Source organism: Pseudodesulfovibrio alkaliphilus (assembly GCF_009729555.1).
Lineage (GTDB): Bacteria > Desulfobacterota > Desulfovibrionia > Desulfovibrionales > Desulfovibrionaceae > Pseudodesulfovibrio > Pseudodesulfovibrio alkaliphilus.
Window position 1 is genome coordinate 141,143 of the sequence record NZ_WODC01000004.1, and the last position, 23,967, is coordinate 165,109.

The following is a 23,967-nucleotide window of genomic DNA, read 5'->3' on the forward strand; positions in this document are numbered from 1 at the left end:
GACGCAACGGGATGCTGTTCCGAGCTTGCAGGAGGATCAATGCAGCAAACGATCGACAGGGCCGGAGACCTGGCCGGGGGGGCTAGGTTGATCTCCATCGTGATACCGAGCTACAACCACGCCCAATACATTGAGGCGTGCCTCGACTCCGTTTATTTCCAGGACTATCTGAACCTTGAGATAATCATCGTGGATGATTGCTCCCAAGACGGTTCGGGTGAGGTTATCGAGAAGTGGCTTGAGGGAGTCGGGACTCACACGGCGTCGTACCTTTCCAATTATAACGAGGAAACAGGCGAGTTGGTTCGCACCACCCACAAGCGCTACGACCGGCAACGGTCCATCTCTTTCCTGCGGAACGAGAAGAACCTTGGATCCACCAGAACCTACAACCGGGGCTTCCGCGAGGCGACAGGGGAGTACTGCTCCTTCGTGGTCTCGGATGACATCTGCCACCCTCAGATGCTCTCCACCTTGGCCAAACCCCTCGACGAGGACCGCGCTGACTTCGTCTATTCCGACATGTTCATCATTGACGACGCCTACCGCGTACTCAAGGAGTTCCGCCTACCCGACTATGATTTCGAAAAATCTTTCTGTAACTGGTATTTGTGTGGCGTGGCCACTCTTTACCGACGCTCCCTGCACCTTGATTTCGGCTATTACGACGAAACGGCCATGGCCGACGATCATGAGTGCTACCTGCGTTTTGCTATGAACGGGGCGCGGTTTCTGCACATCCCGAGGATTCTATACAGCGTCCGCAGCCACGAGAATCGGCAGGAGGGGCTGCACTCCACGACGCGCTTCAACGCCCTGCTCGACCATTCCAAATCGCTGGTCCAGAAGGCTCGCCGCTGGCGAAAGGAAAACAGCTAGGTTTTTACAGGGCTCGCAGCAGCGCGTCCGCAAGGGCTGTGAACTTTTGGCCGCCATGGATGTTCAGGTGCGAGGTGTCGTAGAAGTCCTGATCGATGAAGCCGGTCATTTCGTATCCGTTCAGGGTCCGGCAGCCGTATTTGCGCTCAAGCCCGGCCACGAACTCGAAGCACTCGTCGGCCAGTTCGGTACGGATTGGATAGGATGCCGGGAATGGGATAAAGGTCAGGATAGGCGTGATGCCATTCTCCAACAAGAGTTGAACGAATGCCTTGAGGATACCCTTGTTTTCGGCCACGGTCCCGGGATACCACTTATTCCCGTCGGTCCGGGCTTGTAGTTGAGTCGCGTCCGACCCGCCGAAATCGAACGTCCCCGTGTTGTCCAGGACCAGGCTTCTATGCTCCTCGCGAGCCAGGTTGTCCAACACGGTTGAGGGCAGGCTGTCGGCCACGGCAACCGAGTCGAAGCGGTTCAGGTAGTATTCTTTCCGTGTCTCTTCCAGATGGTGGTAGCCAAACAAGTCCTTGTAATAGAAGACGCACGGCCAGGTCTTCGACAAGCTCATGTCGTAGTGCAACGAGTAGTAGGTTAGCCCGAGCAGCCACGCCGCGGGACGATCCACGCCCGTGCCGAGCATTGCTCTGGCAATGGCCAGGTCGAAGTACAGATCCTGCGAAGTCGAGGCGGCGTTGAAGATGCTGAATTCCGAGAGCTCGGGGACCACTGCCTGACGGTGGTAGGACATGCCCGTGACGCAGGCGCGCACCCCCGCGCTTTTCCCATAGCAGCGGATACGGTGGGTCATGTTGTTGGTCAGCAGGGTCCGTGGGACGATCTTGTCTGTCGGGACGCCGAGTTCGAGCAGCGTTTTGCAGATGGCCTCTTCGTAGACGGTAGCAGAGGCGATGATCAGACGATCGAAGTCGTGGCGGGAAACATTTTTGGGCGCATCCACGGGCACTCCGCCCAGGACTCTGCCCTGCTTGGCCGGATCGCCGTCGAAATAGACCACGGCCCGGCATCCGGTGCCATCCAGGCAGCGCCGGATCAACTCGCCGCCACTGCCCGCTCCGTAGATGGCCACCTGTAGCTCATTCGGCATGGCACCCTCCCTCTTGATCTGTCTTGGGCCAAGCCTCCTCGGGTTCGACGTGCTCATAGAGGCAGAAATTCGTGTTTCGGTTGACCCCGCCGGAGGCCAACCGCAGGATGGTCGTCATGGTCCCGCCCCGGACGATGGCTTCGTAGAAATAGCCGCTTGATGCACCGAGTCTTGGCGCCGCGTGCGCCCAAGGTAGGCAGCTGTGTCCAGCTACAGCCAAACCGTCCAGTGCGATGAAGTGTATCCCGGCGAAATCGCAAACCACCACTCCCTGCGCAAGCACGGACACACCCATGGGGCGGTCCAGCATGGCCGTGACCGCCAGGACCGCGCCGTCCGGGTGTAGCCAGAGCAGACCGCCACCCTGGTTGTTTGGCGGGGTGCTCTCTGAAAGCAGTACGCCGCCCCGGTATCCGACGAGATCGTGGACAACCATGGCGCCGGGCAGATGGATGTCGGCCTGGATCTCCAGGTCCGGGGTCAGAAAGAGGACCTTACGGGCGTCGGGCAGGGCCACGGCGAGCAGGTCCCTGACCGCGGTGATTCGCGATCCCAGGGCCAGGGTGATGTTCAGTTCGTCGGCTCCTCTCCGGAAGGCCGGCACGAGGTCGTCGTCCAGCAGGACAATCTGTTGGTTCTTGGCAGACAGTCCTGCAAAGCCTGTTCTGGTGGCCGTCAGGGCGGAGAGCCCGAATGACACGGGTGCGGGCGAAAACCCCTTCGCCATATCGGCGATGGTAAGTTGCTGGCCGCAGACCTCCACGCCAAGAAGCTTTCCGTTCCGCCACGGCGTCAGGTCGCGGAAGCCCGTATGGGGCGGGGCGATCAGGCTCCGACCGGGTTTCAACCCCGGTGCGGCCAAAACGGCGACATCCCGCGTCGGAAGACAGGCACTGACGTCCCGATACAAATCCGACAACGACTCGGAATTGCGTTGAAATCCGGCAAGAGCCCTCAGACAGAGCTGCTTCACAGCGAGATGCTGCATGCGTTTTTCGGCGTCGAGCCGTCTTGCGTTCATCGCGCTCCTCCCGAAGTCCTTTCGGCCGACAGCCGAACCTGCGCATTGTAACGCAACATATCCAACGGACTCTGGATTATGCAGGCGCGGCCCAGATCATAGCCGCGAACACCGCCCGTAGCCAGACGCCCGGAGAGCTCCTGAAGCTGCGCGGCCGTGCCCACGAACAGGCTGGGGTCGACTCGGTATACGGATGGGAAGCACTGGCGGCCTGACAGTCTGTGTCCGTCCGCTCCTCGCTGGGTTTTGGCACACCAATTCTCCCGGTTCGGGGAGAACGGACTCTCCTGATTGTAGAGGCCTTCCTCCATTGAGTGCTGCACCGTATAGGCGAAGCCCGTGATCGCCTCGTCGAAGTCTCCAGCGTGGATTGGCTCATGGTCCAGAGGGACCAAAAGGGCCGCCTCCGGGACCAGCCCCTTGCGGGAGAATGGCACCAGACGCACGGCCGCGTTGCCACGCCCCAGGCCATGCACTAAATATTTGCCATCCGACAAGGACAGATATGGCGAGTCCTCCCCGGCAACAAAACCGCATGCCCCGGGCTGTAGGTCGCGGGTCACTGCGACCCGGGCCGAATCCGGGCCATCCTTGACCCAGACCACCGCATCCTCCCCGGCTTTATCCGGCCTCGCCGGGACCAAACGGTCGCCACGAACCCGAAACAGCATGCCGGGCGCATCCTCGCCAGCCGCCGCCCAGTCAAAAGGAAACGACGAGGACACGGTTCGCCCTTCGAGCCCCCTCACAGACGGCGGGTTCAGCTCGACCAGGTGGATGAGCCCAGTCTCCTCGACAGTGTACAGGGTGCGCAACTGCACTGGATGGTCCTTCGGGACTGTGATCGAAACCACTGGTGACACGGCATTCTTCAAATACAGGTCCGCGGCCTCGCACATGGCGAAGGCAGTCAGCAGCGGGTTACGTTGGTCCAGGAGGAGCAGCGGCTCATCCGTGCCAAGGCGCTCCTTGATCAGGTCGGCCAATGCCTCGCGGGTCCAGGTCTTGTCAGCGGGTGCCCAAAACTCGACCTGGCCGACGCAGACCCCCTGGAGCTGACTTGCCAGCGGCGAGGAGTCGACGAGCACCCAGGACTCGTGTTCTGGGGCCAGGCAAGACATCTCGCGGACCAAGCGCCGGAGCATCCCCAGAAACGGTTCGCGCTCCCAATCCATTCCGGCGCAGCCCGCCATGATCGGCAACAATACTTTCATAGCTCAAAGTCGTACAGGCCCCGGGCGATTACCTCTTCGGCCAGATAAAAGTCTTCCCATTCGTCGATGTCGATATACTCGATTTCATCGGTCAGCACTCTGGCGTAACGGGGCACAGGCTCGAACAGGTTGGAGCGGACCAGGACCGAACCGTAAAAACGGTAATAGGCTCCGCCGCCGAATCGCTTGCTGTCCAGCAGGGGTTTGAGCCTTGCTTCCTCGTCCTTGACGAAATAGCCGTCGCCCTGAAGGTCAATTTTTCGGACAGTGGTCGCCGTGTAATATCGGCCCTCGAATAGGGTGCGGACCATGTCGTCCACCAACGAGACCTTGCGAAACAAATGTGACGGGTAGAGTAGCACATACGCGTCGGAACGGTAGCCCTCCTTGTCGAACAAGGTCTGCATGGTGTGATTGACGCATTCAAAAATTTCGGCGGAGTCCGTGGCCATGTCTGCGGGGCGCAGGAACGGCACTTCTGCGCCGTACTCGCGGGCCACTGCTGCGATTTCTTCGTCGTCGGTGGAGACCACCACCCGGTCAATGGTCCGAGCGGCCAGGGCGGTTTCAATGGAATAGGCGATCAGTGGCTTGCCGCAAAGGAGGCGGATATTCTTGTGCGGAATACCCTTGGAGCCGCCTCGCGCCGGGATGATGGCCAGGGTTTCCTTGCCGGTTGTCGTCTTTTTGTCCATGCCCACCCTCTCTCTACCCTCAACGCAGAGAATACAGGGTATATCTGCCGTTATGCCCGACCAATTCGGCCTCGGCCAGGGCGGCCTGGGTCGGCTTGGGCAGCTTGCCGCACTGGTCGTTGACCGCGACCACCGTGTTGACCCCGTACTCGGACCGTATGAAGTCGAAGTCGAACTCCAGGGCCTCGTAGTGCCTGAATGCCCGCTTCATGTAGCTAAATCCGTCGATGCGGCTGGTGACAAAGTAGAGCAGATAGCGGATTCCCGCATCCCTCGGTGTCAGGGCGGCCAAACGGAAGGCGTACTTGGTAGGTATCACCAGCACCTTGGGTTCCTCCACCGGCAGACCGCGGATGCGCTCGACGATGTCCAGGTCCTCGGGGTCCGCCTCCGAGGCCCGGAAGGCCTTGAGATACTCGAAGCGGTGCTTGAAGAAGAGGATGCAGAAGACCACGGTCACCTGGTACAGGACCAGGCTCATGGCTCCGGCCGGACCCAGCCTGCCTGTTTCCAGAAGAGGGATCATGAGCAAGCAGGAAAAGGGGAAGGCGTACTCGAAATACCGCTCGGCTTCGCCCAGGAAACGGAAATACCGGGTCGAGGTGACCACGAAAAGGATGAACGAGGCGAGCAGGATCAGAGCATAGTATGTGTAGGCCGGATCGGAGGCCACCAAGCTGGCGAACGCGCCGTCCGTGGCCAGGAAACAGGCCAGGACCAGGAAGGTCGGCAGGGAGTAGAGTGCAATGATAACGCTCTGGGTCATAAACAGGTGGTAGAGGATGACATTGTAGCGCCGTTCGTTGCGCAGCTCGCGCCAAAGTCCCCTGAAGTCGTTGCGGCCATTCGCCGTCGTGCCCGCGTAGCTGTCGAAGTACCACATGTAGTGGTTGATCTTGTGGTGGACGACTTCTTTCAGGCCGAGACCGGGGATGAAATAGGCAATGATCACCGGGACCACGGCGGCCAGAAGCGGAGCTGGCGTCAGATAAAAAATGGACAAGCAAAGGGAAAAAAAGACGACAACCTGCATGGCGAAGGCCGCGCAGAGTACGGACAGGATAGCGAGGACGCCGCACACGGCGTAGTAGCCGGGATGTGCGTAGAGCAAGGCCTGCTCCAGGGCGAGCAAGTACAGGAAGGCGATCAGGCCGCCCAGGGTGCGCGCCTTGACCCCGGTCAGCCGGGCCGTGGGCGGCAAAAGAATGGGGGCCGAGGCGTATAACGCCCCCACCAGCAGAGCGGCGATCCCGGTGTTGCCCTCGGCCATACCCCGGGCCAGGCCGTAGAGCATGGCCATCACCATCAAATCGTAGGCGATGTTCAAAAAATTACCGGCAGCTGTGCGGTATTTGCCCGGAAACAGGCTGACCAGGTAGTATTGCAGTTTGGGCGAGGCCACCACGCCGTCCACCAGGGAGTTGTAGGCACGGTGATTGAGCCAGGGCTTGGTCTGGTTGTTGATGTTGTACCAGACCAGCCAATTGTCCGAGGCTCCCGCGCTGAGCGGCAACACTCTGGCGATAAAGGCGAAGACGAGTAACAAAACGAATTCCATAACGAGATCTCTAGTTCCCAGTTTCCTGCCAGGTTACGTTGCGCCGAGATACTGCTTCGGCACGTCCACGCCGAGAGTCCGGGCGTATTCTTGAAATCGTTTGTTGTCGTGGTGAAAATAGGCCTCAAGCTCCCGCCGTTTTTCCTTACACACGTCTCCGTCGAAATAGGCGATCCTGTCGAGACCGCGTTTCATCAGGCTCCTCCAGCTCAGACTCATGCGTATGGAGTCTGCAAAGGACAATTTCGGATATCCTGCCGGTCGGATCTCCTCGCCGTCGCGCAGGAATCGCTCGCCCCAGTAAGGCTCGACGGGAAGGGACGAAAGCTCCTCGAATCCTGCGGGAATGCCGTCCTCGCCGAAAAAGAAGATAGGCCGATGCACAAGCCTTTTTTCCAGGCCGAGCTTGCGGAGCATCCGGTAGCGCCATAGCGAAAGATTGATGGCCAGAGCAGAATATCCCCGGTTGGGGATGGTACCCTGGTCCCGTATCTCCGGTTCTCCCTCAAGGCCCAGCACACTGTACATCTCCCTGACGGCCCCGACCTTGTCCGCAGTGAATCGCTCGAAGAATGACACATGGACGTGCCTGCTACCGAACCGTTCGCAATATGTTCGGAGAATGCCGGTCCAGTCGAGTGTTCGGTAGTCGGCATGAGCGAAACCGTTGTCTGCTATGCCGGGGGAGGTGTTGAGAAATTCTGACAAGGTCTGGAAATGGTGCTCATGCACGGTCTCGCGATAGCAGGATACGATCCACTCCGGCTGAAAACGAAAAGCCAGCAGGATCTCCGCTTCCTCAAAGGCTCTCGACAGCCGCGAGATCGTCTCCTCGTAATCCTTGTAGAAACTGAACAAATCACCGGACATGATTTCGCGGGACATGAGCACATCCCTGCTCTCGCGCTGCAGCTTGGCTTTTTCGGCAGCAATGGCGTCAATAACCATGTCAACGTCCTCGGGAGCAGCCTTCATCAGGTCGCATACGAGTTGGGTCAGCTTGGCCGGGTTGTAATTGATCCGCTCCCCAGGAAGGAAGGGAAACACCCTGTGCTGAAAGAATTTAGTGGCGGTTTTATGCAAACCGACATGCAGATAGTATTTCATATCAATCAGCCAGTGCTTGTGACAGTTCTTCCTGGGCGGGAAAATTCACCAGGACGCCCATGCCCTTCTTTTGCAACACAACCATGCTGCCGAGCCCCACGGCCGAGGCCTTCCCGCGTTTTACGGCCTCCCCAATGTGTTTGACGCATCCGGCTCCTCCGTGAGCGATAACCGGAATGGACACTGCGTCGCTTACCGCACGAACCAGATCGAGATCGAACCCTTCCCAGGTCCCCTCCCGATCTATGTTTGTCAATAAGATCTCCCCTGCACCAAGCTCCTCGACCCTGCGAGCCCAGGACACCGGGTCCTCGCCGGTATTCTTCCTGCCTCCATTCCGAAAAACCTTGGGGCTACCCCAAAAAGACTTGCGGACATCCATGGATGCAATGACGGCCTGGGAACCGAAGTGACCGGCGATTTGGGAAATGATCCGAGGATCCCTGAAGCAGGCCGTGTTGAGCGCGACCTTCTCGATGCCGATGTCGAAGACCTGTTTGGCCTGTGCAAAGGAATGAATGCCTCCGCCGTAGGAGATGGGCATGAAACACTCCATGGCAACCTCGGCGAGCAGCCTGAAGTTGGGCCCGGAGCCTCGCCGGGAAGCCAGAATATCCAAAATGATGAGTTCGTCCACCTCCAGCTCATTGAAAATCCGTATCGTATTGCACGGATCGCCAATGTATACAAACTTGCCGAACCTGGTGGTCTTGACCAGGCTTTCGTCGTGCAGCAGCAGGATAGGAATAACGCGAGCGAGCAGCATCATATCTCCGCAAACCATGAAAAAAGGCGCATCCCGAACTTGTGGCTCTTTTCGGGGTGGAATTGAAACCCGTAAATGTTGCCGTGATGTATGCCCGAGTCGAACGTCAGGCCGTAACGGGTCTTGAACAGGGAGTCAGCCTCGTTCGCCACTTGCACATAGTACGAGTGAACGAAGTAGAAGCGCTGCTCTTCCCGAGGGGGCAAGGCCCAAGGGCAATCGCCGACACACTCCACGGTATTCCAGCCTATGTGTGGGACCTTGAATTCCTCGCCCTTGGGAAACCGCTTGGCTTCCGCGTCGATCCAACCGAGGCCGGGCCGGACGCCCTCCTCGCTACCCCTTGTCAACAGCTGCATACCCAAACAGATGCCCAGGGTCGGGGTCCTCTCTACCAGAGCTTTCTGGGCAAGGATTTCGGTCAGTCCGGTCTCGCTCAATGTCTTCATGGCCGCATCGAACGCCCCCACTCCCGGAAGGATCAGCTTCTCAGCCCGGGCCACCACAGCGGGATCGCCGGTAATGACCGATGAAACGCCGATGCGACTGAACATGTTGCGGATAGAGCCGAGATTCCCCATACCGTAATCCACGATGATGATCATCGGCTTCCCTCCGAAAAGCAGTACTTCAGATAGAAGCTGTGGGGCACAAGGCCACGCCTTAGCAGAAAGGCGAAGAGCGGCCGCAAATGTTCAAACCGCTTCTTGTAGGTAGGAAATTCGGTCCACGAACGGCTTGGCGCACGCATGATGGCCTCAAACTCATCCTCGGAAAATCCCAACCGTTTGCAGAAATAGGAGACAAGGCCCGCTTCCGTGTTGCGAGGGGCGTTGTATCGGTCCCACGCTTCCTCCCGAGACAGCTTTCCCTGACGGGCGAGGGCGGCCAGGGTGTTGTTGCGGAAGTCCACATTGAACTTGCCTGGGAGATATACGTTGTGCGCGAAGGCGGTCATGCGGTTCTCCAAGTGGTGGCCCCCATAGTATTCCCAGCCGTACTTCTCCTTGAGCAGTTCCATTGCGCCCTCTTTGGAGTAATGAATGTACCAGTACGGCCGGACACGCTGCACCCGACGGACAACGGCCCACCAGAGAAAACGGGAAAAGGTCATCAGCGGGTAGGTTTTCATGGGCCGGCTGCCGTATCTCGCATGGATGGCGGCGATGTACTTGCCGTCGAAATAATTGCTTCCCAGCGGGGTGATGCCCTCAGTAACGAACGAGTGCCCTTCCAGAGCGTAGCGAATGCCCCATTTTGCCGCCGCCCGGTACATGACCTCGGCTAGAGCCAGATCGGTGGAGGCCTCAATCTCGGGTACGCCTGCAAGAAAGAAGGCGCGGAAGATGTCGTCCGCCTCCTTGTTGTCGATCACGTGGGTGTAAAGATCCACATCCAGAGCAGCGAGCATCTTGCGGATGTTCTGTGTCGAGACGGCAGTGTTCCAGGTGTTATCGTAGTGCACGGCCAGCGGACGCAGACCCCGCTCCTTGGCTAAGTGGAGCATGTAGGAGGAATCTGTCCCGCCGCTTACGCCGACCACGCAGTCATACCTTCGTCCCTGGCCGTGCCGTTTTATCTCCTCGACGATACGGTCGAATTTGTTCTCGCCCTTGCTTTGCCCCGTTCCATAATACTCCATGAGTTCGTCTTGCCGGTGGCAATAGCTGCACACTCCGTTCCCGTCGAACGAAATGCCGTCCACGCGCTCGTCGTAGATGCAACGCGAGCAGACCTGAAACTCGACGTTACTCAAGTCAGAGTTGATCCTGGCCATGCCTATCCTTCCTCTCGATCGTACTTGAGCGAAACCTGCTCGCCGTCGATCTCCACCCTGCCCACAGGACGAGCCGGGGTTCCGGCCACGATGGTCCGGGGAGGGATATCGCGGTTGACGAAGGAGTGGGCCGCGACCACGCAGTGGTCGCCAATGGTCACGCCCGCCTTGACGATGGAGTGGGGGCCGATGAAGGTGCATCGGCCGATGGCGACCGGGGCGTGGTGCAGTGGGGCCTTGCGCCCGGACAGGGCGTGGGCCACGCTGTCGTGGGTATAAAGATGCACACCGGCCGAGATGCTGCAACAGGGGCCGATGGACAACCCGCCGCCGGTACCGTCCAGGATGGTGAACGGCCCGATCCATACGTTCTCGCCCACCGAGATTTCACCAAAAACCAGCGATGAGTCGTAAATGCTCGATCCCTTGCCGAAGCCAAGCAGCTCGGCCCGTTCCCAGCGGTCAAAAATGGCGTCCGCGAAGGGCAGGCTGCGCTGGAACTTCCGGCGCATGCGCATGTCCGCAGCCAGGTAGCACTGCTTCAGTTTCGTCAAGAGCGTATCCGTATCCGACATCACCACATCCCTATTGAAGGTATTGCCCCATCCACTCGTCCACGTTGATCAGGGACCAGACGAGCAGTCGGCGGTTGGATTGGCCGCTCAGGTGCTCCATGACCAGCTCCCGGACGCTTGAACGATCGAGATAACGGTATATGCGGGCATCGTTCTTGATCAGCCGATCGCCCACAAACTTGATGGACTCTCCCCGGAACCAACTGGCGTCTGGAGCGGAAAAGCCCTGCTTGGCCGCGGTCGATATGTCCGGAGGAACGAATCGCTCCGCAACCTTGCGCAGAATGAGCTTGCCATCCCTGGTCTTGCGGAAATACTTGTTTGCCTTTGAGCTGGTCTCGTTCTCGTTGATGCGGATGGCCTCTCGCAGATTGCCGAGCTTGGTGTTCACCGGAAGCCGCATGGCGAAATCCACCAAGTCGTTGTCCAGAAACGGCACCCGTGTCTCCAAAGAGTGGGCCATGGACAATTTGTCCTTGACCGTGAGCAGCCCATGCAGAAAAGTCTTGGCCTCAAAATATAAGGAATTATTGACGAACTGTTCTGGAGAACTCGGGGCGTCGCGTCGCTCGCCGAACACGTTGCTAAAGATGTCGCGAGTCCAAACGTCCCGCACTTCGTCCCATATGGGCGCGAAGACGCGCTTGATCAGCCGGTTGGGGATCAAGCGCTGCCAGAATACGTAGTACTCGTCGATATAGTGCTCGAAACTGGAACAACTCGCGGCCCTATAGTAGCGCCAGGGGTAGCCGCCGAAGAGTTCGTCGCCGCCCGCCCCGCCCAAGACGACCTTGACGAATTTGGAGGCCAGCTTGGCGATGTAGTAGTTTGGATAGCTCTGCCCGACCCTTGGCTCCTCCAAGTGGTACGCCAGCGCAGGCAGACAGCGTTCCATGTCGCCCGCCTTGAGAACCATCTCATAGTGTTCGGTCTTAAAAAGGTAGGACATCAGCTCGGCCCGCTCGCGTTCGTCAAACCCGGCTTCCAGTCCGGTGGAGGAGTGCAGGTCAAATCCGCAGGTGAAGCTCTTCATATACGGATTGGACCGGGCGGCCAGAGCCGAGATGCAGCCCGAATCGATGCCGCCTGAAAGATATGCCCCCACCTCCACATCGCTGACCATTTGGCGGCTCACGGCCTGTTCCAAGAGCATGGACAGCTCCTCCTGATACTCGGCATCGCTCAGGCAGACTTCCGGCTCGCGGAAATCGAAGTCCCAGTAGCGCGTAAGCTTCAGCCGTTTTTCCGTCAGCGCTATGACCGCCGTACACCCAGTCGGGAAAGTCTTGATGTCCTTGAGCAGTGTGCGGTCAGTGAAAATGTTCTGGAAGGTGAAGTATTCGAGCATGGCTTTTGGGTCGAGCTTGCGGCGAGCGGCAGGGTGGGCCAGGATGGCCTTCTGCTCGGAGCCGAAGAGGAACGTGTCGCCAAAGAACGCGTAATACAGCGGCTTGATGCCGTAGCGGTCGCGGGCCAGAAAGAGCTCACCCTTGAGCGTGTCCCATATGCCCAGTGCGAACATTCCGTTGAAACGCTTGGCGCAGCCCCGGCCCCAGGCGGCATAGGCGGCAAGGACCACTTCCGTGTCCGAGGAAGACCGGAAGCGGCAGCCCAGTTGTTCGAGCTCGGTGCGCAGCTCGCGGTAGTTGTAGACTTCTCCGTTGTAAGTGATGTGGTAACGGCCGTTGGCGTAGGGCATCGGTTGAGCCCCGCCTTCGGACAGGTCGATAATCGCGAGTCGCCGATGCCCCAGCCCCACGGGGCCCTCCACGAAACTGCCATTGCCATCGGGACCCCGGTGGCGGATGGCGTCGGCCATAGCGGCCACAGCGTTTTCCTGGGCGCGCTCTCCTGAAAAACTCAACACACCGCAGATACCACACATTTATGGCAAAACCTCCTTCAGGGTTTCGCCCACTTCGGTCTGCTCAGCCTCGGTCATGCCGGGGTAGAGGGGCAAGGCCAGTGAGTGCTCAAAGGCGTAACGGCTTCCCTCCATGGCGCTCGCGAACCGACAGGCCGGATTGTTGGCGAAAGCAGGGTGCATGTGCAGGGCGTAGGTCCCGATCTGAACCTCGATTCCCCGGGAGCGCATGGCCTCCATGACACGGTCCCGTTCCTTGACGAAAACGCAGCAGGTCTGCCAGGAATGTTCACCATTTTGAGTGATTTCAGGAAGACCAATCCGTTCGTCGTCGGCAAAAAAGGCCCTATAAAATGCCGCCAAACCCCGCCGTTCCGTCAATAATCCTTCCATGTGCCTGATTTGTGCAACCCCTATGCCAGCCAACACATCACTCAGTTTATAATTGGTTCCGATTCGATAAAACTCGCAGCTCAGACGGGAGTCGGCGCGGCGCAGACCGAAGTGTTTGTAGGAGACCATCCACTCGGCCCACTCGGCGTTATTCGTCGTCACGGTGCCGCCCTCGCCAGTGGTGATGAACTTTCGTGGATGGTGGCTGAAAACCGAGATGTCGGCCAGGGAGCCTGTCATGGCCCCTCTGTGAGACGAACCAAGGGCGCAGGCCGCATCCTCGACGATGAAGATGTCGGTGCGCTCCCTGATCTCCCTCAGTCGGTCCCAGTCGAGAGGGTTGCCGAACAGTGAGACCGGAATGACCGCTCTGGTTTTCGGGCTGATCTCCGCTTTCAGGGCGTCATAGTCGATGAGCATGGTTCTGGGGTCAACGTCAACCACGACGCATTCGGCCCCAATGATGTTCACCACCATGGCTGTGGCAGGGTAGGTATAATCCGGGACAATGACTTCGTCGCCCAGCCCGATGCCCAGTGCACGCAGGGCCATTTCAAGCCCTGTGGTGCAGGAGGTCGCGGCCACACAGTGGGTGGCCCCGACCTTCTCGGCAACGGCCTGCTCGAATTCACGGGTCACAGGCCCTTCGGTCAGGAAGCCGGATTTGAGGACTGCGCGGACTCTGTCCATGATGTCCTCAGTCATGAACGGCTTGCTCAGGGGAATACGGTACATGTTTCAGCCTCGTTTATCATAGGTGCGCCCGAGGTATCCGGCGTTCATATAGTACATCTTCCAGTGGTCGCAACCGACACACGGGGTCACGCCATCGAACGCTCCACAGCGGTGTGCCTCTCGCAGCCGGGCATAGGCTTCGCCCCGCCATACATTGGCGATACCCAATTCGGCTACGTTGCCGAGCGGTGTGCCGTCCACCAACCGGGTCCAGTCGTGGTTGCAGCAAGCCGTCTGCCCGTTCCAGTAGACGACCATATCCGTGAAGGGCTTATGGCAGGGAAGCCGTTCCTCGAACTCGGGCAAAGGCTCGTCGATGCTTCCGGGGTGCCCGTCCGAGGAGTGTTCAGCATAGATACGCACCCGGTCCACTTTGTCGCGCCAAAACTCGACGAAAGCATCCATGCCTGGCCGGTGCAGATCGGTTTCCACCGCGCTGACCTGGACACGGGTCGGGACCCCGAGTTTGTCACGCAGTTCCAAAAAATCCAAAACATTGTTCATCACCAGGTGATAATCCGATCCCCGGCGGCTTGATTCGTAGAGGGCTGGATCCAGGGTGTCGAGCGAGAAGGAGATGAAGGACAAGCCGAGATCGAGGACGCGCTCACTTTTTTTGCGGTCGAGGAGCGAGGCGTTGGTGGTGAACTGGATTTCCCCGACTTGCAACTCCTGGATGAGCTTGAGACTCTCGTACCATTGCGGGTGAAGCAAGCTTTCACCCCGAAAAAACGGAACCACGGTCACCGGGGCGTGGTCGGCCATCTCGCGGATGAGCTCCTGAGCCAGACCGAAATCGAGAAAGCCGCGCTCTTTCTCCATATATCGTCTTGGGCAGAAGGTGCAGTTTAAGTTGCATTGGTTGGTCAGTTCCAATGTCACCCGCTTCGGGAAGGAGCCTGGATCTCCGGGCAGCCCCCTGGTCATGCTTCGTCCCCCCTGACCTTCAGCCCGGTGTCACCTTGGTCAAACCGCGTCCCGCACTCAATGCAGGTCAGATCCTCGGGCAGACGGGCGCCGCAGCGGCAGACCCAGCCCTTCTGCACGGCGGAGTTGCCTACCACCAACGCATAGTCCGGCACATTGCGGGTGACCACAGCACCCGCCCCGACAAAGGCGTAGCGGCCGACGACGTTGCCGCAGACAATGGTGCAGTTGGCTCCAAGCGTCGCCCCCCGGCGCACCAGGGTGGGTTTGAGCTCTTTTCGCCGGGAGATATGGCTGCGTGGGTTGAAGACGTTGGTGAAGACCATGGACGGACCGCAGAATACTCCGTCCTCAAGAGTCACTCCTTCGTAGACCGATACGTTGTTCTGAATCTTGCAGCCTTCGCCCACGCTGACGTTGGGCCCGATGACTACGTTCTGGCCGATGTTGCAGTTGGCACCCACAGTGGTGCCGCTCAGAATGTGGCTGAAATGCCAGATGCGCGTGCCCGCTCCAATGGCCGTGTCGTCGTCAACATAGGCCGTCGGGTGGATGGTCGGCCCATTCTCCCCGGCCACGTTTCGCGGAGCCGGAAAAACTCTCTGGCCGTGGCGGTCCAGGGATTTCTGGGCGTTGTTCAGGACACCCAAGACCCGCCGCGCCTCTTCGCCGTCGGTCAGAGGCCTCGTGCCCTTGACCACACATTCGAGGAAATGGGCGCATTCGAGTTTGAGGGGCTCGTCCTGGGGGACGACGACCTTGCGGGCCTCGGCCTCGGCCGGTACCGGGATGTTGTTGGTCCACTTGATGCCGTGGGGATAGAGCAGGAGCTTTTCCTCCCATGGCCGGGTGTCGTCGAACAGGGCCATATTCTTGTCGCCAACCACGACCAGCTTTTGTTCTTTGTAGGGATGCAGCCAAGAGACGAAGACATGGGCCTGCATGCCCGAGGGGAAGGTTAGGTGGGTGGTGGTCACGTCTGCGATTTCGTGGTGCAAAAAGTTGCCACCCGTGGCCATGACCGAATCGGGCTCCTCCCCGGCCAGGGAGAGAATCATGGAGATGTCGTGGGGGGCGAAGGACCACAGAATGTTCTCCTCACGACGAATCTTGCCCAAATTCAAACGGTTGGAATAGATGTAGTTGATACGCCCGAGCTCGCCGTCGGCAGCCAGTTGCTTGAGTGCGCGGAAGACGGGATGATACTGGAGCAGGTGGCCGACCATAAGCGTCAGGCCCCGTTTCCTGGCCAGGTCGATGAGCACGGTGACATCGCCTTCGCGCAGGGCCATGGGCTTCTCCACAAAAACATGCTTGCCCGCCAGAAGCGCGTCGCGAGCCTGCTCGAAATGGAACTGGGCCGGGGTGGCGATAGCCACGGCGTCAATGTCATCCCTGGAGAGGGCCTCACGCACGGCGTGGCAGGTCTCCACGTCGGGATACTGCTCGCGGAAGCGGGCCAACAACTCCTCGCTGCGGTCGCAGATCAGGTCGAGGCAACCGAGGCCGTGAAAATTGCGAACGAGGTTCTTGCCCCAGTAGCCTGCTCCGATCAGCGCGAGTCGAGGGCTCTCCTTGCTCATTGCTTCACCTTCATCGCTAATATTTCTGAATTGTTGCGAGCTTCCCATAGAAACTGCTCCCTAGTGGGAGGGGCTACCGAAACCGGATTGCCCTCCGTCAGCATTCCGGCGCATCCTGACGACATTCAAAAATAATGCCGATGATTGACTTTCGTAGTCCCATTCTGTATCAAATTCAAGTTGGTATTTCCCGCGCAGGCCAGCCAGCAGCCCCATACGGGAACACAAAACGACCCTTTTCGGGACGGACATGTGGAGCTTCCAACTCAGCGAGGTTACGCTCATTTCCCCCTGCAAGGTCAGCATCGTCATCCCCCTGTACAACAGAGTCGAGTTAACAGGACCCTGCTGGAAATCCATCCTGAGCTTGACGCCCCGGACCCTCGCCTGGGAGACCGTCTTTGTCGACAACGCTTCCTCTGACGCCACCACCTCTCTCATAGCCGAGCTGGCCAGCGCCCACCCCGGGCTGGTCAGGAGCATACACAACGAGGAAAACCTCGGCTTCGCATGCGCCTGCAACCAGGGGGCGCAGGCTGCGCAAGGCGAATACATCGTCTTTTTGAACAACGACACCCTGGTCCATCCCGGCTGGCTCGAGCCGCTGGTCGAGGAGTTGGATTCCCATCCAGAGACCGGCGTGGTCGGGGCCCGCCTGCTCTATCCCAATGGGATTGTCCAGCACGCAGGCGTGGTCATCGCCCGGACGCGTATCCCATACCACATCTTCCTCGACGCAAAGGCAGACGCCCCCCTGGTCTCGTGCCGTCGTGCATTCCGCATGGTCACTGCCGCGTGCATGGCCTTGCGGCGTACCGAGTTTCTCGCCCACGGAGGTTTTGACGAGGAGTACGTCAATGGCCACGAGGACGTAGACCTCTGCCTGCGTTATTGGGAGGCCGGACAGTGGTCAGCGTATCGCCCCGAGAGCGTGGTCACCCATTTGGAGAGCCAATCCGAGGGTCGCTTCACCCACTGCCAGGCCAACACTGAACGCACCCTGCTGAAATGGTACGGCAAGCTCGTCCAGGACGATTATAATTACCAATTCATCGAATCAGAGCGGCGCAAGGCCGAGCGTCCGTTGACCGTGGTTTTCAAGGTTCCTGCCTCTAACCGACGGGCCGCGCCGGGTCTGGCCGTGCTTCGAGCCGAAGAACTGGCCCGCGAGCTTTGCCGCAGGGGTCACGCCTGTCGCATCGACTTCTCCGACGACTGGGGGCTTAAGGACCTGGACGCCGACGCGACCGTGGTTATCCCTGGTCAAACCCCCTACGTGGTCAAGCCGTGGTCCCGCTCCGTGCTTTGGCCTCTTGCGGACGGAGCCCTTCCCGACTGGGTGAATCCTGACGACTTCCTGCTCATCCTCGCCCCGGAGATCGACGATTATGACAGCCTGGAGGCCCGCCTGGTTAAACTGGCCGGGACTCTGGTCCCGCAGTGTGCGCCCGCCCCCGCTGCAGGCACTGTTTCCGTGCTCATGGCCACCCATGATCGGCGAGAGTTCATCGGCGCGGCCATCAGGTCGGTTCTCGCCCAGACCGTGGCCGATTGGGAGCTGGTTATCGTCAACGACGGCGGGGAGTCCGTGTCCGAGGTCATTGAGGCCTTCAACGACCCGCGTATTCGCTATTTCGACGCCCCCCACCGCTCCAAGGGACACGCGATCAACATGGCTTTCGCCCATTCCCTTGGGGCGTATGTCGCCTACCTCGACGACGACGACGTTTGGCTGCCCGACCACCTCGAACAAGCCCTGCTCACCCTGGGCTCCCTGCCCGGTGTGCAAATGACCTACTCAGACATGATAGAGACCACCCTTGAACGCTCGGGGGCGGGCTGGAAGACCGTGCGCCGCCGCCCCCTGCCCGCACCTCAAGCCGTGCTGGCCGACCTGTTGGAATGCAACTGCATCCCCGGCATCACCGTGGTCCACGAGCGTAAGCTCTTCGAACTGGTTGGAGGCATGGATCCGGACCTGGAGGTATTGGTGGATTTCGACCTGTGGCGTCGTCTGGCCGTACACTGCGACCCCTACCACATCCCAGCCCTGACCGCCGAACGGTTTTTTCGGCGGGAGGCAGGCAGCGGGGAGCAGATCACCGACATGAGCACGACGAACCGTCAGCGCTACCTGCTCAACCACTGCCGCATCCTGCGCAAGAAACTGCCGGACGTTGTTCCCGCCGTGATCCGGGAGGAGCTCGACGGGGTGCGGCGCAAGGTTGAAGCCCTGTTCTTGGACGCCCGGGCCGAGCACCACGCGGCCCGGGGCGATTCTCGCCGGGCCGCCGCCTGTCGAAACTTGGCTGCAAAAATCGCCTTGAACCTGAGCCGTGATCTTATGCGCAGACTCTATCATGCCGATAAATAAGATGGCCCGTGAGCGCCAGCGGCCTGACCGGGAACGCGAATGAACATACTGATTGTCGTCTGGAACCTGACCCTGGGCCGGGGGGGCCGCCAGCGGGCCGGGGCCGCCCTCGCCTCCGAAATGGCCCGCCGGGGCCATAGCATCACTGTGCTGGTCAACGACGCCGCATCCAATCCGCCATTGTTCCCTCTGGATCCGACCGTGCGCTTGGTACGCCTGAACACTGACGCCCATCTGGAATACCGCAAGAAGCTCCTGCGCCACCGAAACGACCCCGCTTTCCACGCCCAGGCTCGGGCCCTTGTCAAAACAGCTGCCCCTGACTTGGTCATGGTCATGAGTTCGAGCCGCGAGATCCTCATGTGGCCGCTCATCCTCGACGGTACATCCATCCCCCTGGTCCTGGCCGAGCGGACCGATCCGAGCTTCATGGCCAACCTTTGCTGGGAGACCCCGCAGGAGCGTTTGGCCGTGCTCACCGCCGCCGACATCATCCTTTTACAGATGGAGGGCTTCCGGTCCTATTACCCGACGCATCTGCAGGACCGATTGAGGATAACGCCCAATCAAGTTGCACCCGCCACGCTTCAGGCCGATCCGGCGGGCCGCTCGCGGGACGTCAAAACGATCATCAACATTGCCCGCCTGGACATGCACAAGCACCAGCCGCTGCTTGCGCATGCGTTCGGCTTGGTGTCTGCCGAGTTCCCGGACTGGGATCTGCATTTTTGGGGTGGGGACGGAATCCTGGCCGCCGAGCTGCGGGAAACCATCCTCTGCTGCGGAGTCGAGGGACGGGCCCATGTCCATCAAACCACGGCGGATGTGGAGTCTAGGCTGGCGGAGGCCCACATATTCGCTTTTCCCTCGGAGTTCGAAGGCTGCCCCAACGCCTTGCTCGAAGCCCAAGCGCACGGACTCCCCTCCATCGGTTATCGAGGGTGCGGCGGTACTAACGAGATCATTCGCCACGACGAGAATGGACTGCTCTTCGACATCCTGCAACCGGCCTCATTGGCCGCCTCCCTGCGCACTCTTATGAACGACTCCGACCTGCGCGAACGCATGGGGAGAGCCGCGAAACAAAACGCCGCACGTTTCGCCCCCGAGCGTGTCTACGACCTTTTCGAGCAGACTTTTCTGGAGGCGGCGGCCTTCAAGGGTCGGCCCCGCCGTGATGCCTCCCCCACAAGCGAGGCCGAAAAAGCAGCGCGAAGCTGCCTGGCCGAAATCTACACGAGAGACTGGATATGACAGACGAGAGAAAAACACTGTCTTCGGCGCAGGAGGAGCCAGGGAACATCTGCTTGACCATTTGCGACCAAGTACAGAGGTCGTGGGTTTTCTGAACCAAGTGAAATTCAGAATTCTGCGGACTTCCCGTGCTCCCGCCCCACCTCGACTTGTGACTACGACAATGTGCAGCCTGCTCTGCTTTCCACCCCCAGACCGTACATCAGCTGACCGGCAAGTTGAGCTTATGTGAGTCCGCCTGCGTGGGAGCAAGGCGGCGCTCTTCACCGTACCCGGCCATAGCGCGTACCCGACCCGAATCTCCAAAGGCATTGAAACGGCATTCCTAGAGATCGTCCGCGGTCGGGTTCCTTTCCGAGACATGCTCCGCGCAGCCAAGTGCGCCGACGTATACGACTACGAGGACTCGCACCTGAACAAGGATGGCGGCGCACTCTTCGCGGCCATGATGAGTGACTCTCTTCTCACTCCCGTCTGGCCGAGGCCCGGTTGCTACCAATTGCGCTTTGGCGTATCTACACTCCATGAAAATCGGTGTGCTCCAGCTCAACCCCATTGTGGGCGACATCGACGGCAATTGCGCGGCCATCCGGCAGGGCATGGCCGAGGCCAGGGCCATGGGCGCGGACCTGTGCCTGACCCCGGAGCTGGCCGTGACCGGCTACCCGCCACGCGACCTGCTGCTGTATGACAGGTTCGTGCGCCGGGCCAGGGAGGCCGCGGACGCGCTGGCCCGCAACCTGGAGACGGATGCGCCCGGCGGGCCGCCCCTGCTCCTGGGCGGGGTGGAGCCAAACCCCTGCAACCTGGGCAAGCCGGTCTTCAACTGCGCCTTCTGGTGCGAGGGCGGCGCGGTGCGCCGCGTGTTTCGCAAGACCCTGCTGCCCACCTATGATGTCTTTGACGAGGCCCGCTACTTCGAACCCGCGCCCGCCCAACGCCCCGATGACGGGGAGCCGGGTGCCAACATCATGACGCACCGGGGCCGGACCATCGCCGTGACCATCTGCGAGGACGCCTGGAACGACAAGGACTACTGGGAGACCCGCGCCTACCCGCGCGATCCGCTGGAGGAGGCCGCTGCCCACGGGCCGGACCTCATCGTCAATCTCTCGGCCTCGCCGCTGTTTCTGGGCAAGCAGCGGCTTCGCGAGGACATGCTCGGGGCCGTGGCCCGCAAGTACCGCGTGCCCCTGGTCTATGCCAACCAGACCGGCGGCAACGACGACCTGATCTTTGACGGCCGTTCCTGCGCCTTTGGCCCGGACGGCAGGCTCGCGGGGCGGGCTCCGGGCTTTGCGCCCGCCGTGGCTGTGTTCGATCTCGATGCGCCCCGGCCCGACGCCATCGCGCCCGACGACTTCGGCCGCGAGGCAGAGACCTGGTGCGCCCTGGTCATGGGCACCCGCGACTATGTGCGCAAGAGCGGCTTTTCCTCGGCCCTGCTCGGCCTTTCCGGCGGCATCGACTCGGCCGTGACCGCGGCCGTGGCCGTCGAGGCCCTGGGAGCGGAAAACGTCATCGGCGTACTCATGCCCTCGCCCTATTCCAGCCGGGGCAGCGTGGACGACTCCCTGGCCCTGGCCGCCAACCTGGGCATCGACACCCTGACCCTGCCCATCGCGCCCATCATGGACGCCTTTGCCAAGACCCTGGCCACCCCCTTTGCCGGGCTGCCCGAGGACACCACCGAGGAGAACATCCAGTCGCGCATCCGGGGCAACCTGCTCATGGCCCTGTCCAACAAGCGCGGGGCCATGCTCCTGACCACGGGCAACAAGAGCGAGCTGGCCGTGGGCTACTGCACCATCTACGGCGACATGTCCGGCGGCTTCGCGGTCATCTCGGACGTGGACAAGAGCGGGGTCTTTGCCCTGGCCCGCTGGCACAACGCCCACATCCGCCCGGCCATCCCCGAGGCGACCATCACCAAGCCCCCTTCGGCCGAGCTGCGGCCGGACCAGAAGGACCAGGACTCCCTGCCGCCCTACGACGTGCTCGACGCCATCCTGGCCCTGCACATCGAGCGCCATCGATCGGCCCGCCAGATCGTGGAGGCCGGATTCGACCCGGCCACCGTGGACCGGGTGCTGCGGCTGGTCCGCTCGGCCGAGTTCAAGCGCCGCCAGGCCGCGCCGGGCATCAAGCTGACCCCGCGCTCCTTTGGCACGGGCTGGCGCATGCCCCTGGCCTGTCGCCGCGACATCTGAAAGGGATGATTGGCACTCGCCTCGTCGGGCAAGGGGTGCAGGAATGCTTGGCGATCGCCTGCGGGTGCGGGATTGTTTCGCCGGGCGGACCAACCCGGCCGACACATCACATGGTGTTGATCAGGGAGCGGCCCTGGCCCTTGCCGTCGTCAACGATGCCGTAGGCCTTGATGTCCTTGTCGAGCTTGTCCAGCACGGCCGAGACAATGTCCGCCCGCCGGGCGCGCCGGGTGGGAGCCGAAACCGAGCCCCCGTCGGCCATGGCCATGCGCACCGAAAAGATCAGCTCGGTGGTGTCGGTGACTGCGCGGTAGGGGTCCTGAAGGGTGATCTCAATGGTCACGTTGGCCAGCCGGGAGTCGTGCCGCCTGATGAACTCCATGATCCGCTCGCGCTCCCCGGCCGTGAAATCCTTGCGGCTCAGGTCTCCGGCAAAGGTGAGCTTGCGGTCGGCGGCGCGTTCGAACACGGTCTCGCCCTCAGGAAGCATGTCGAGGTTGAAAAAGATCGCCACAACGATGCCGGCCAGAAGCACAAGAAGAAAATTCCTTGTCTTTTCCCTGCTCTTTTCCCGGCTCTGGCGACTGTGCATGACTTCTCCGATGGTTGCGGTCCTTTCCGATCCGACGATCCATGCACATACTATGATTTCGCCGTTTAGCAAAGCGGCGTCCCAGCCCTTGCGCGACATGCTGCGCCCGGTGTACGACACAGGGCGAACTCCCGGAGATACAGACCATGCGACACGATGTCATCATCTGCGGCTGCGGCCCGGCCGGGGCGACCGCCGGGCTGGCCCTGGCCCGGTCAGGGCGCTCGGTGCTCATGCTCGACAAGACGGACTTCCCGCGACCCAAGCTGTGCGGCGGACTGCTCACCTGGAAGACGGCCCGGCTCGTCGAGACCGTGTTCGGCGAAACCATGGCCGATCTGACCGCCGCCGGGATCGTCACCAATGCCTCAGACCGCTTCGTCATCCGCTCGTCCCGGGGCGTACTGGCCCAGGGAGCACTGCTCCATCCCTTCCATTTCGCGGACCGGGCCAGGTTTGACGCCCGGCTGCTGGAACACGCCCAGCGGGCCGGAGCGCAAATCAAGACCAAATCCCGAGTGACCGCCTGCGATCCGGGCAAGGCAGGGGACGACACCCACCCCGCCCGCGTCACCCTGGCCGACGGCACGGTCCTCGAAGCGGATACCCTCATCGGCGCGGACGGGGCCAACTCCGTGGTACGCAACAGCTTCCCAGGGATCGACAAGGCTCGTTTCGCCCGGAACATGGCCCCGGCCATCGAAGTGGCCCTGGCCCCGTCCGCCCTGCCCGAGCCGGTGGACTGCCCGCAACTGCACGTGGGCCTGCTTGAGGCCGGGTACGGCTGGGTCTTTCCGGCAGGAGAGAGCGTCCTGGTGGGCATCTGCGGCCTACGGCGCAACAATGTCAACTTTTCCAGCTTGTTTAGAGATTTTATTGACTATCTCAAGATCGACCCTGCGGTGGTTCCGCCCTTGAGGGGCCACCCGCTGCCCTATGGCAACGCCCTGGACGACCCGACCTGCGGCCGCGCCCTGCTGGCGGGCGACGCGGGCGGTTTCGTGGAACCGCTCTTTGGCGAGGGCATCTTCTACGCCCTGTGTACCGGCCTCTATGCCGGGCAGGCCGTGGCAGAGGCCTCGGGTCGCGCCTCCAGCCCGCTGTACATTGACCGACTGCGCCGCGACATCCTCCCCGAGCTGCGTTGGTCCGACAGGCTGCGCTGGCTCCTCTTCCGGTCCATGCAGCTGGCCGGGCCGCGCTCCCTGGGCCTGTTCGTCAACTCAGGGCCGTCCCGACTGGCCGAGATGGTCCACGGCCTCCGCTCCTTTGCCTGGCTGCGCCGCAAGCGCTGGAGTTTTCTGGAACAATGACAACACAGAGCCACCGCGCCACGGA

At 60.9% G+C, this 23,967-nt stretch carries 20 protein-coding genes; 5 read left to right on the forward strand and 15 right to left on the reverse strand.

The annotated features are described in order from the left end of the window. The first annotated feature begins 39 nt into the window (after window positions 1–39). Window positions 40–879 carry a glycosyltransferase family 2 protein gene (locus GKC30_RS07755; RefSeq protein WP_155933749.1) on the forward strand — a complete coding sequence of 280 codons (840 nt, stop codon included), beginning with the start codon at window positions 40–42 and terminating at the stop codon, window positions 877–879. A gap of 4 nt (window positions 880–883) precedes the next feature. Here GKC30_RS07755 and GKC30_RS07760 read toward each other — a convergent pair whose 3' ends face one another. The 14 genes from GKC30_RS07760 to GKC30_RS15140 are packed head-to-tail and all read right to left on the reverse strand — an operon-like array spanning window position 884 to window position 16,199. Next, complete coding sequence (locus tag GKC30_RS07760) at window positions 884–1,984, reverse strand: nucleoside-diphosphate sugar epimerase/dehydratase (RefSeq protein ID WP_155933751.1); 1,101 nt, start codon at window positions 1,982–1,984, stop codon at window positions 884–886. Continuing rightward, window positions 1,974–3,005: a hypothetical protein gene (locus GKC30_RS07765; protein ID WP_155933754.1), complete on the reverse strand. Its 1,032-nt coding sequence runs from the start codon at window positions 3,003–3,005 to the stop codon at window positions 1,974–1,976. Before GKC30_RS07765 ends, GKC30_RS07760 begins: the two co-directional genes overlap by 11 nt. After that, entirely contained in the window at window positions 3,002–4,219 is a 1,218-nt protein-coding gene (locus tag GKC30_RS07770; protein WP_155933756.1) for a hypothetical protein, read from the reverse strand. The genes GKC30_RS07765 and GKC30_RS07770 overlap by 4 nt, the downstream gene beginning before the upstream one ends. Next, window positions 4,216–4,914 (reverse strand): acylneuraminate cytidylyltransferase family protein, encoded by a 699-nt coding sequence (locus GKC30_RS07775; protein WP_155933758.1) that lies wholly within the window; start codon window positions 4,912–4,914, stop codon window positions 4,216–4,218. Before GKC30_RS07775 ends, GKC30_RS07770 begins: the two co-directional genes overlap by 4 nt. Window positions 4,915–4,933: 19 nt before the next feature. Beyond that, window positions 4,934–6,472, reverse strand: coding sequence for a hypothetical protein (locus GKC30_RS07780; protein WP_155933759.1), 1,539 nt, complete (start codon window positions 6,470–6,472; stop codon window positions 4,934–4,936). Window positions 6,473–6,505: 33 nt separating this feature from the next. Next, window positions 6,506–7,579 carry a hypothetical protein gene (locus tag GKC30_RS07785; protein ID WP_155933761.1) on the reverse strand — a complete coding sequence of 358 codons (1,074 nt, stop codon included), beginning with the start codon at window positions 7,577–7,579 and terminating at the stop codon, window positions 6,506–6,508. 1 nt (window position 7,580) lies between these two features. Continuing rightward, window positions 7,581–8,345, reverse strand: coding sequence for an AglZ/HisF2 family acetamidino modification protein (locus tag GKC30_RS07790; RefSeq protein ID WP_155934041.1), 765 nt, complete (start codon window positions 8,343–8,345; stop codon window positions 7,581–7,583). After that, the gene (hisH, locus tag GKC30_RS07795) at window positions 8,345–8,950 is read right to left on the reverse strand and encodes an imidazole glycerol phosphate synthase subunit HisH (RefSeq protein WP_155933763.1); all 606 of its coding nucleotides are present in this window, start codon (window positions 8,948–8,950) and stop codon (window positions 8,345–8,347) included. The genes GKC30_RS07790 and hisH overlap by 1 nt, the downstream gene beginning before the upstream one ends. Beyond that, on the reverse strand, window positions 8,947–10,122 hold the full coding sequence (locus GKC30_RS07800) for an N-acetyl sugar amidotransferase (RefSeq protein ID WP_155933765.1): 1,176 nt from the start codon (window positions 10,120–10,122) through the stop codon (window positions 8,947–8,949). The genes hisH and GKC30_RS07800 overlap by 4 nt, the downstream gene beginning before the upstream one ends. 2 nt (window positions 10,123–10,124) lie before the next feature. After that, complete coding sequence (locus GKC30_RS07805) at window positions 10,125–10,676, reverse strand: acyltransferase (protein WP_196772838.1); 552 nt, start codon at window positions 10,674–10,676, stop codon at window positions 10,125–10,127. 31 nt (window positions 10,677–10,707) lie between these two features. Next, window positions 10,708–12,582, reverse strand: a complete 1,875-nt coding sequence (gene asnB / locus GKC30_RS07810; RefSeq protein WP_155933767.1) for an asparagine synthase (glutamine-hydrolyzing) — start codon at window positions 12,580–12,582, stop codon at window positions 10,708–10,710. Next, window positions 12,583–13,689 (reverse strand): DegT/DnrJ/EryC1/StrS family aminotransferase, encoded by a 1,107-nt coding sequence (locus GKC30_RS07815; RefSeq protein ID WP_155933769.1) that lies wholly within the window; start codon window positions 13,687–13,689, stop codon window positions 12,583–12,585. 3 nt (window positions 13,690–13,692) lie between these two features. Next, window positions 13,693–14,616: a radical SAM/SPASM domain-containing protein gene (locus tag GKC30_RS07820; protein ID WP_155933771.1), complete on the reverse strand. Its 924-nt coding sequence runs from the start codon at window positions 14,614–14,616 to the stop codon at window positions 13,693–13,695. Continuing rightward, window positions 14,613–16,199, reverse strand: a complete 1,587-nt coding sequence (locus GKC30_RS15140; protein WP_155933773.1) for a Gfo/Idh/MocA family oxidoreductase — start codon at window positions 16,197–16,199, stop codon at window positions 14,613–14,615. Before GKC30_RS15140 ends, GKC30_RS07820 begins: the two co-directional genes overlap by 4 nt. A 250-nt stretch (window positions 16,200–16,449) precedes the next feature. Here GKC30_RS15140 and GKC30_RS07830 point away from each other — a divergent pair, with 250 nt between their 5' ends. The 3 genes from GKC30_RS07830 (at window position 16,450) to GKC30_RS07840 (ending at window position 22,037) form a co-directional block, all read left to right on the forward strand. Continuing rightward, window positions 16,450–18,573, forward strand: coding sequence for a glycosyltransferase family 2 protein (locus GKC30_RS07830; RefSeq protein ID WP_155933775.1), 2,124 nt, complete (start codon window positions 16,450–16,452; stop codon window positions 18,571–18,573). A gap of 39 nt (window positions 18,574–18,612) precedes the next feature. Further along, a complete protein-coding gene (locus tag GKC30_RS07835) occupies window positions 18,613–19,827 on the forward strand; it encodes a glycosyltransferase (protein WP_155933777.1) in 1,215 nt (404 codons plus the stop codon). A 524-nt stretch (window positions 19,828–20,351) separates the two neighbouring features. Then, the gene (locus tag GKC30_RS07840) at window positions 20,352–22,037 is read left to right on the forward strand and encodes an NAD+ synthase (protein ID WP_155933779.1); all 1,686 of its coding nucleotides are present in this window, start codon (window positions 20,352–20,354) and stop codon (window positions 22,035–22,037) included. 106 nt (window positions 22,038–22,143) lie between these two features. Here the strand turns inward: GKC30_RS07840 and GKC30_RS07845 are convergent, their stop codons facing one another. Then, window positions 22,144–22,629 (reverse strand): hypothetical protein, encoded by a 486-nt coding sequence (locus GKC30_RS07845; protein ID WP_155933781.1) that lies wholly within the window; start codon window positions 22,627–22,629, stop codon window positions 22,144–22,146. 146 nt (window positions 22,630–22,775) lie between these two features. Between GKC30_RS07845 and GKC30_RS07850 the strand changes: the two genes are divergently transcribed. Then, complete coding sequence (locus GKC30_RS07850; protein ID WP_155933783.1) at window positions 22,776–23,942, forward strand: geranylgeranyl reductase family protein; 1,167 nt, start codon at window positions 22,776–22,778, stop codon at window positions 23,940–23,942. Window positions 23,943–23,967 lie beyond the last annotated feature (25 nt).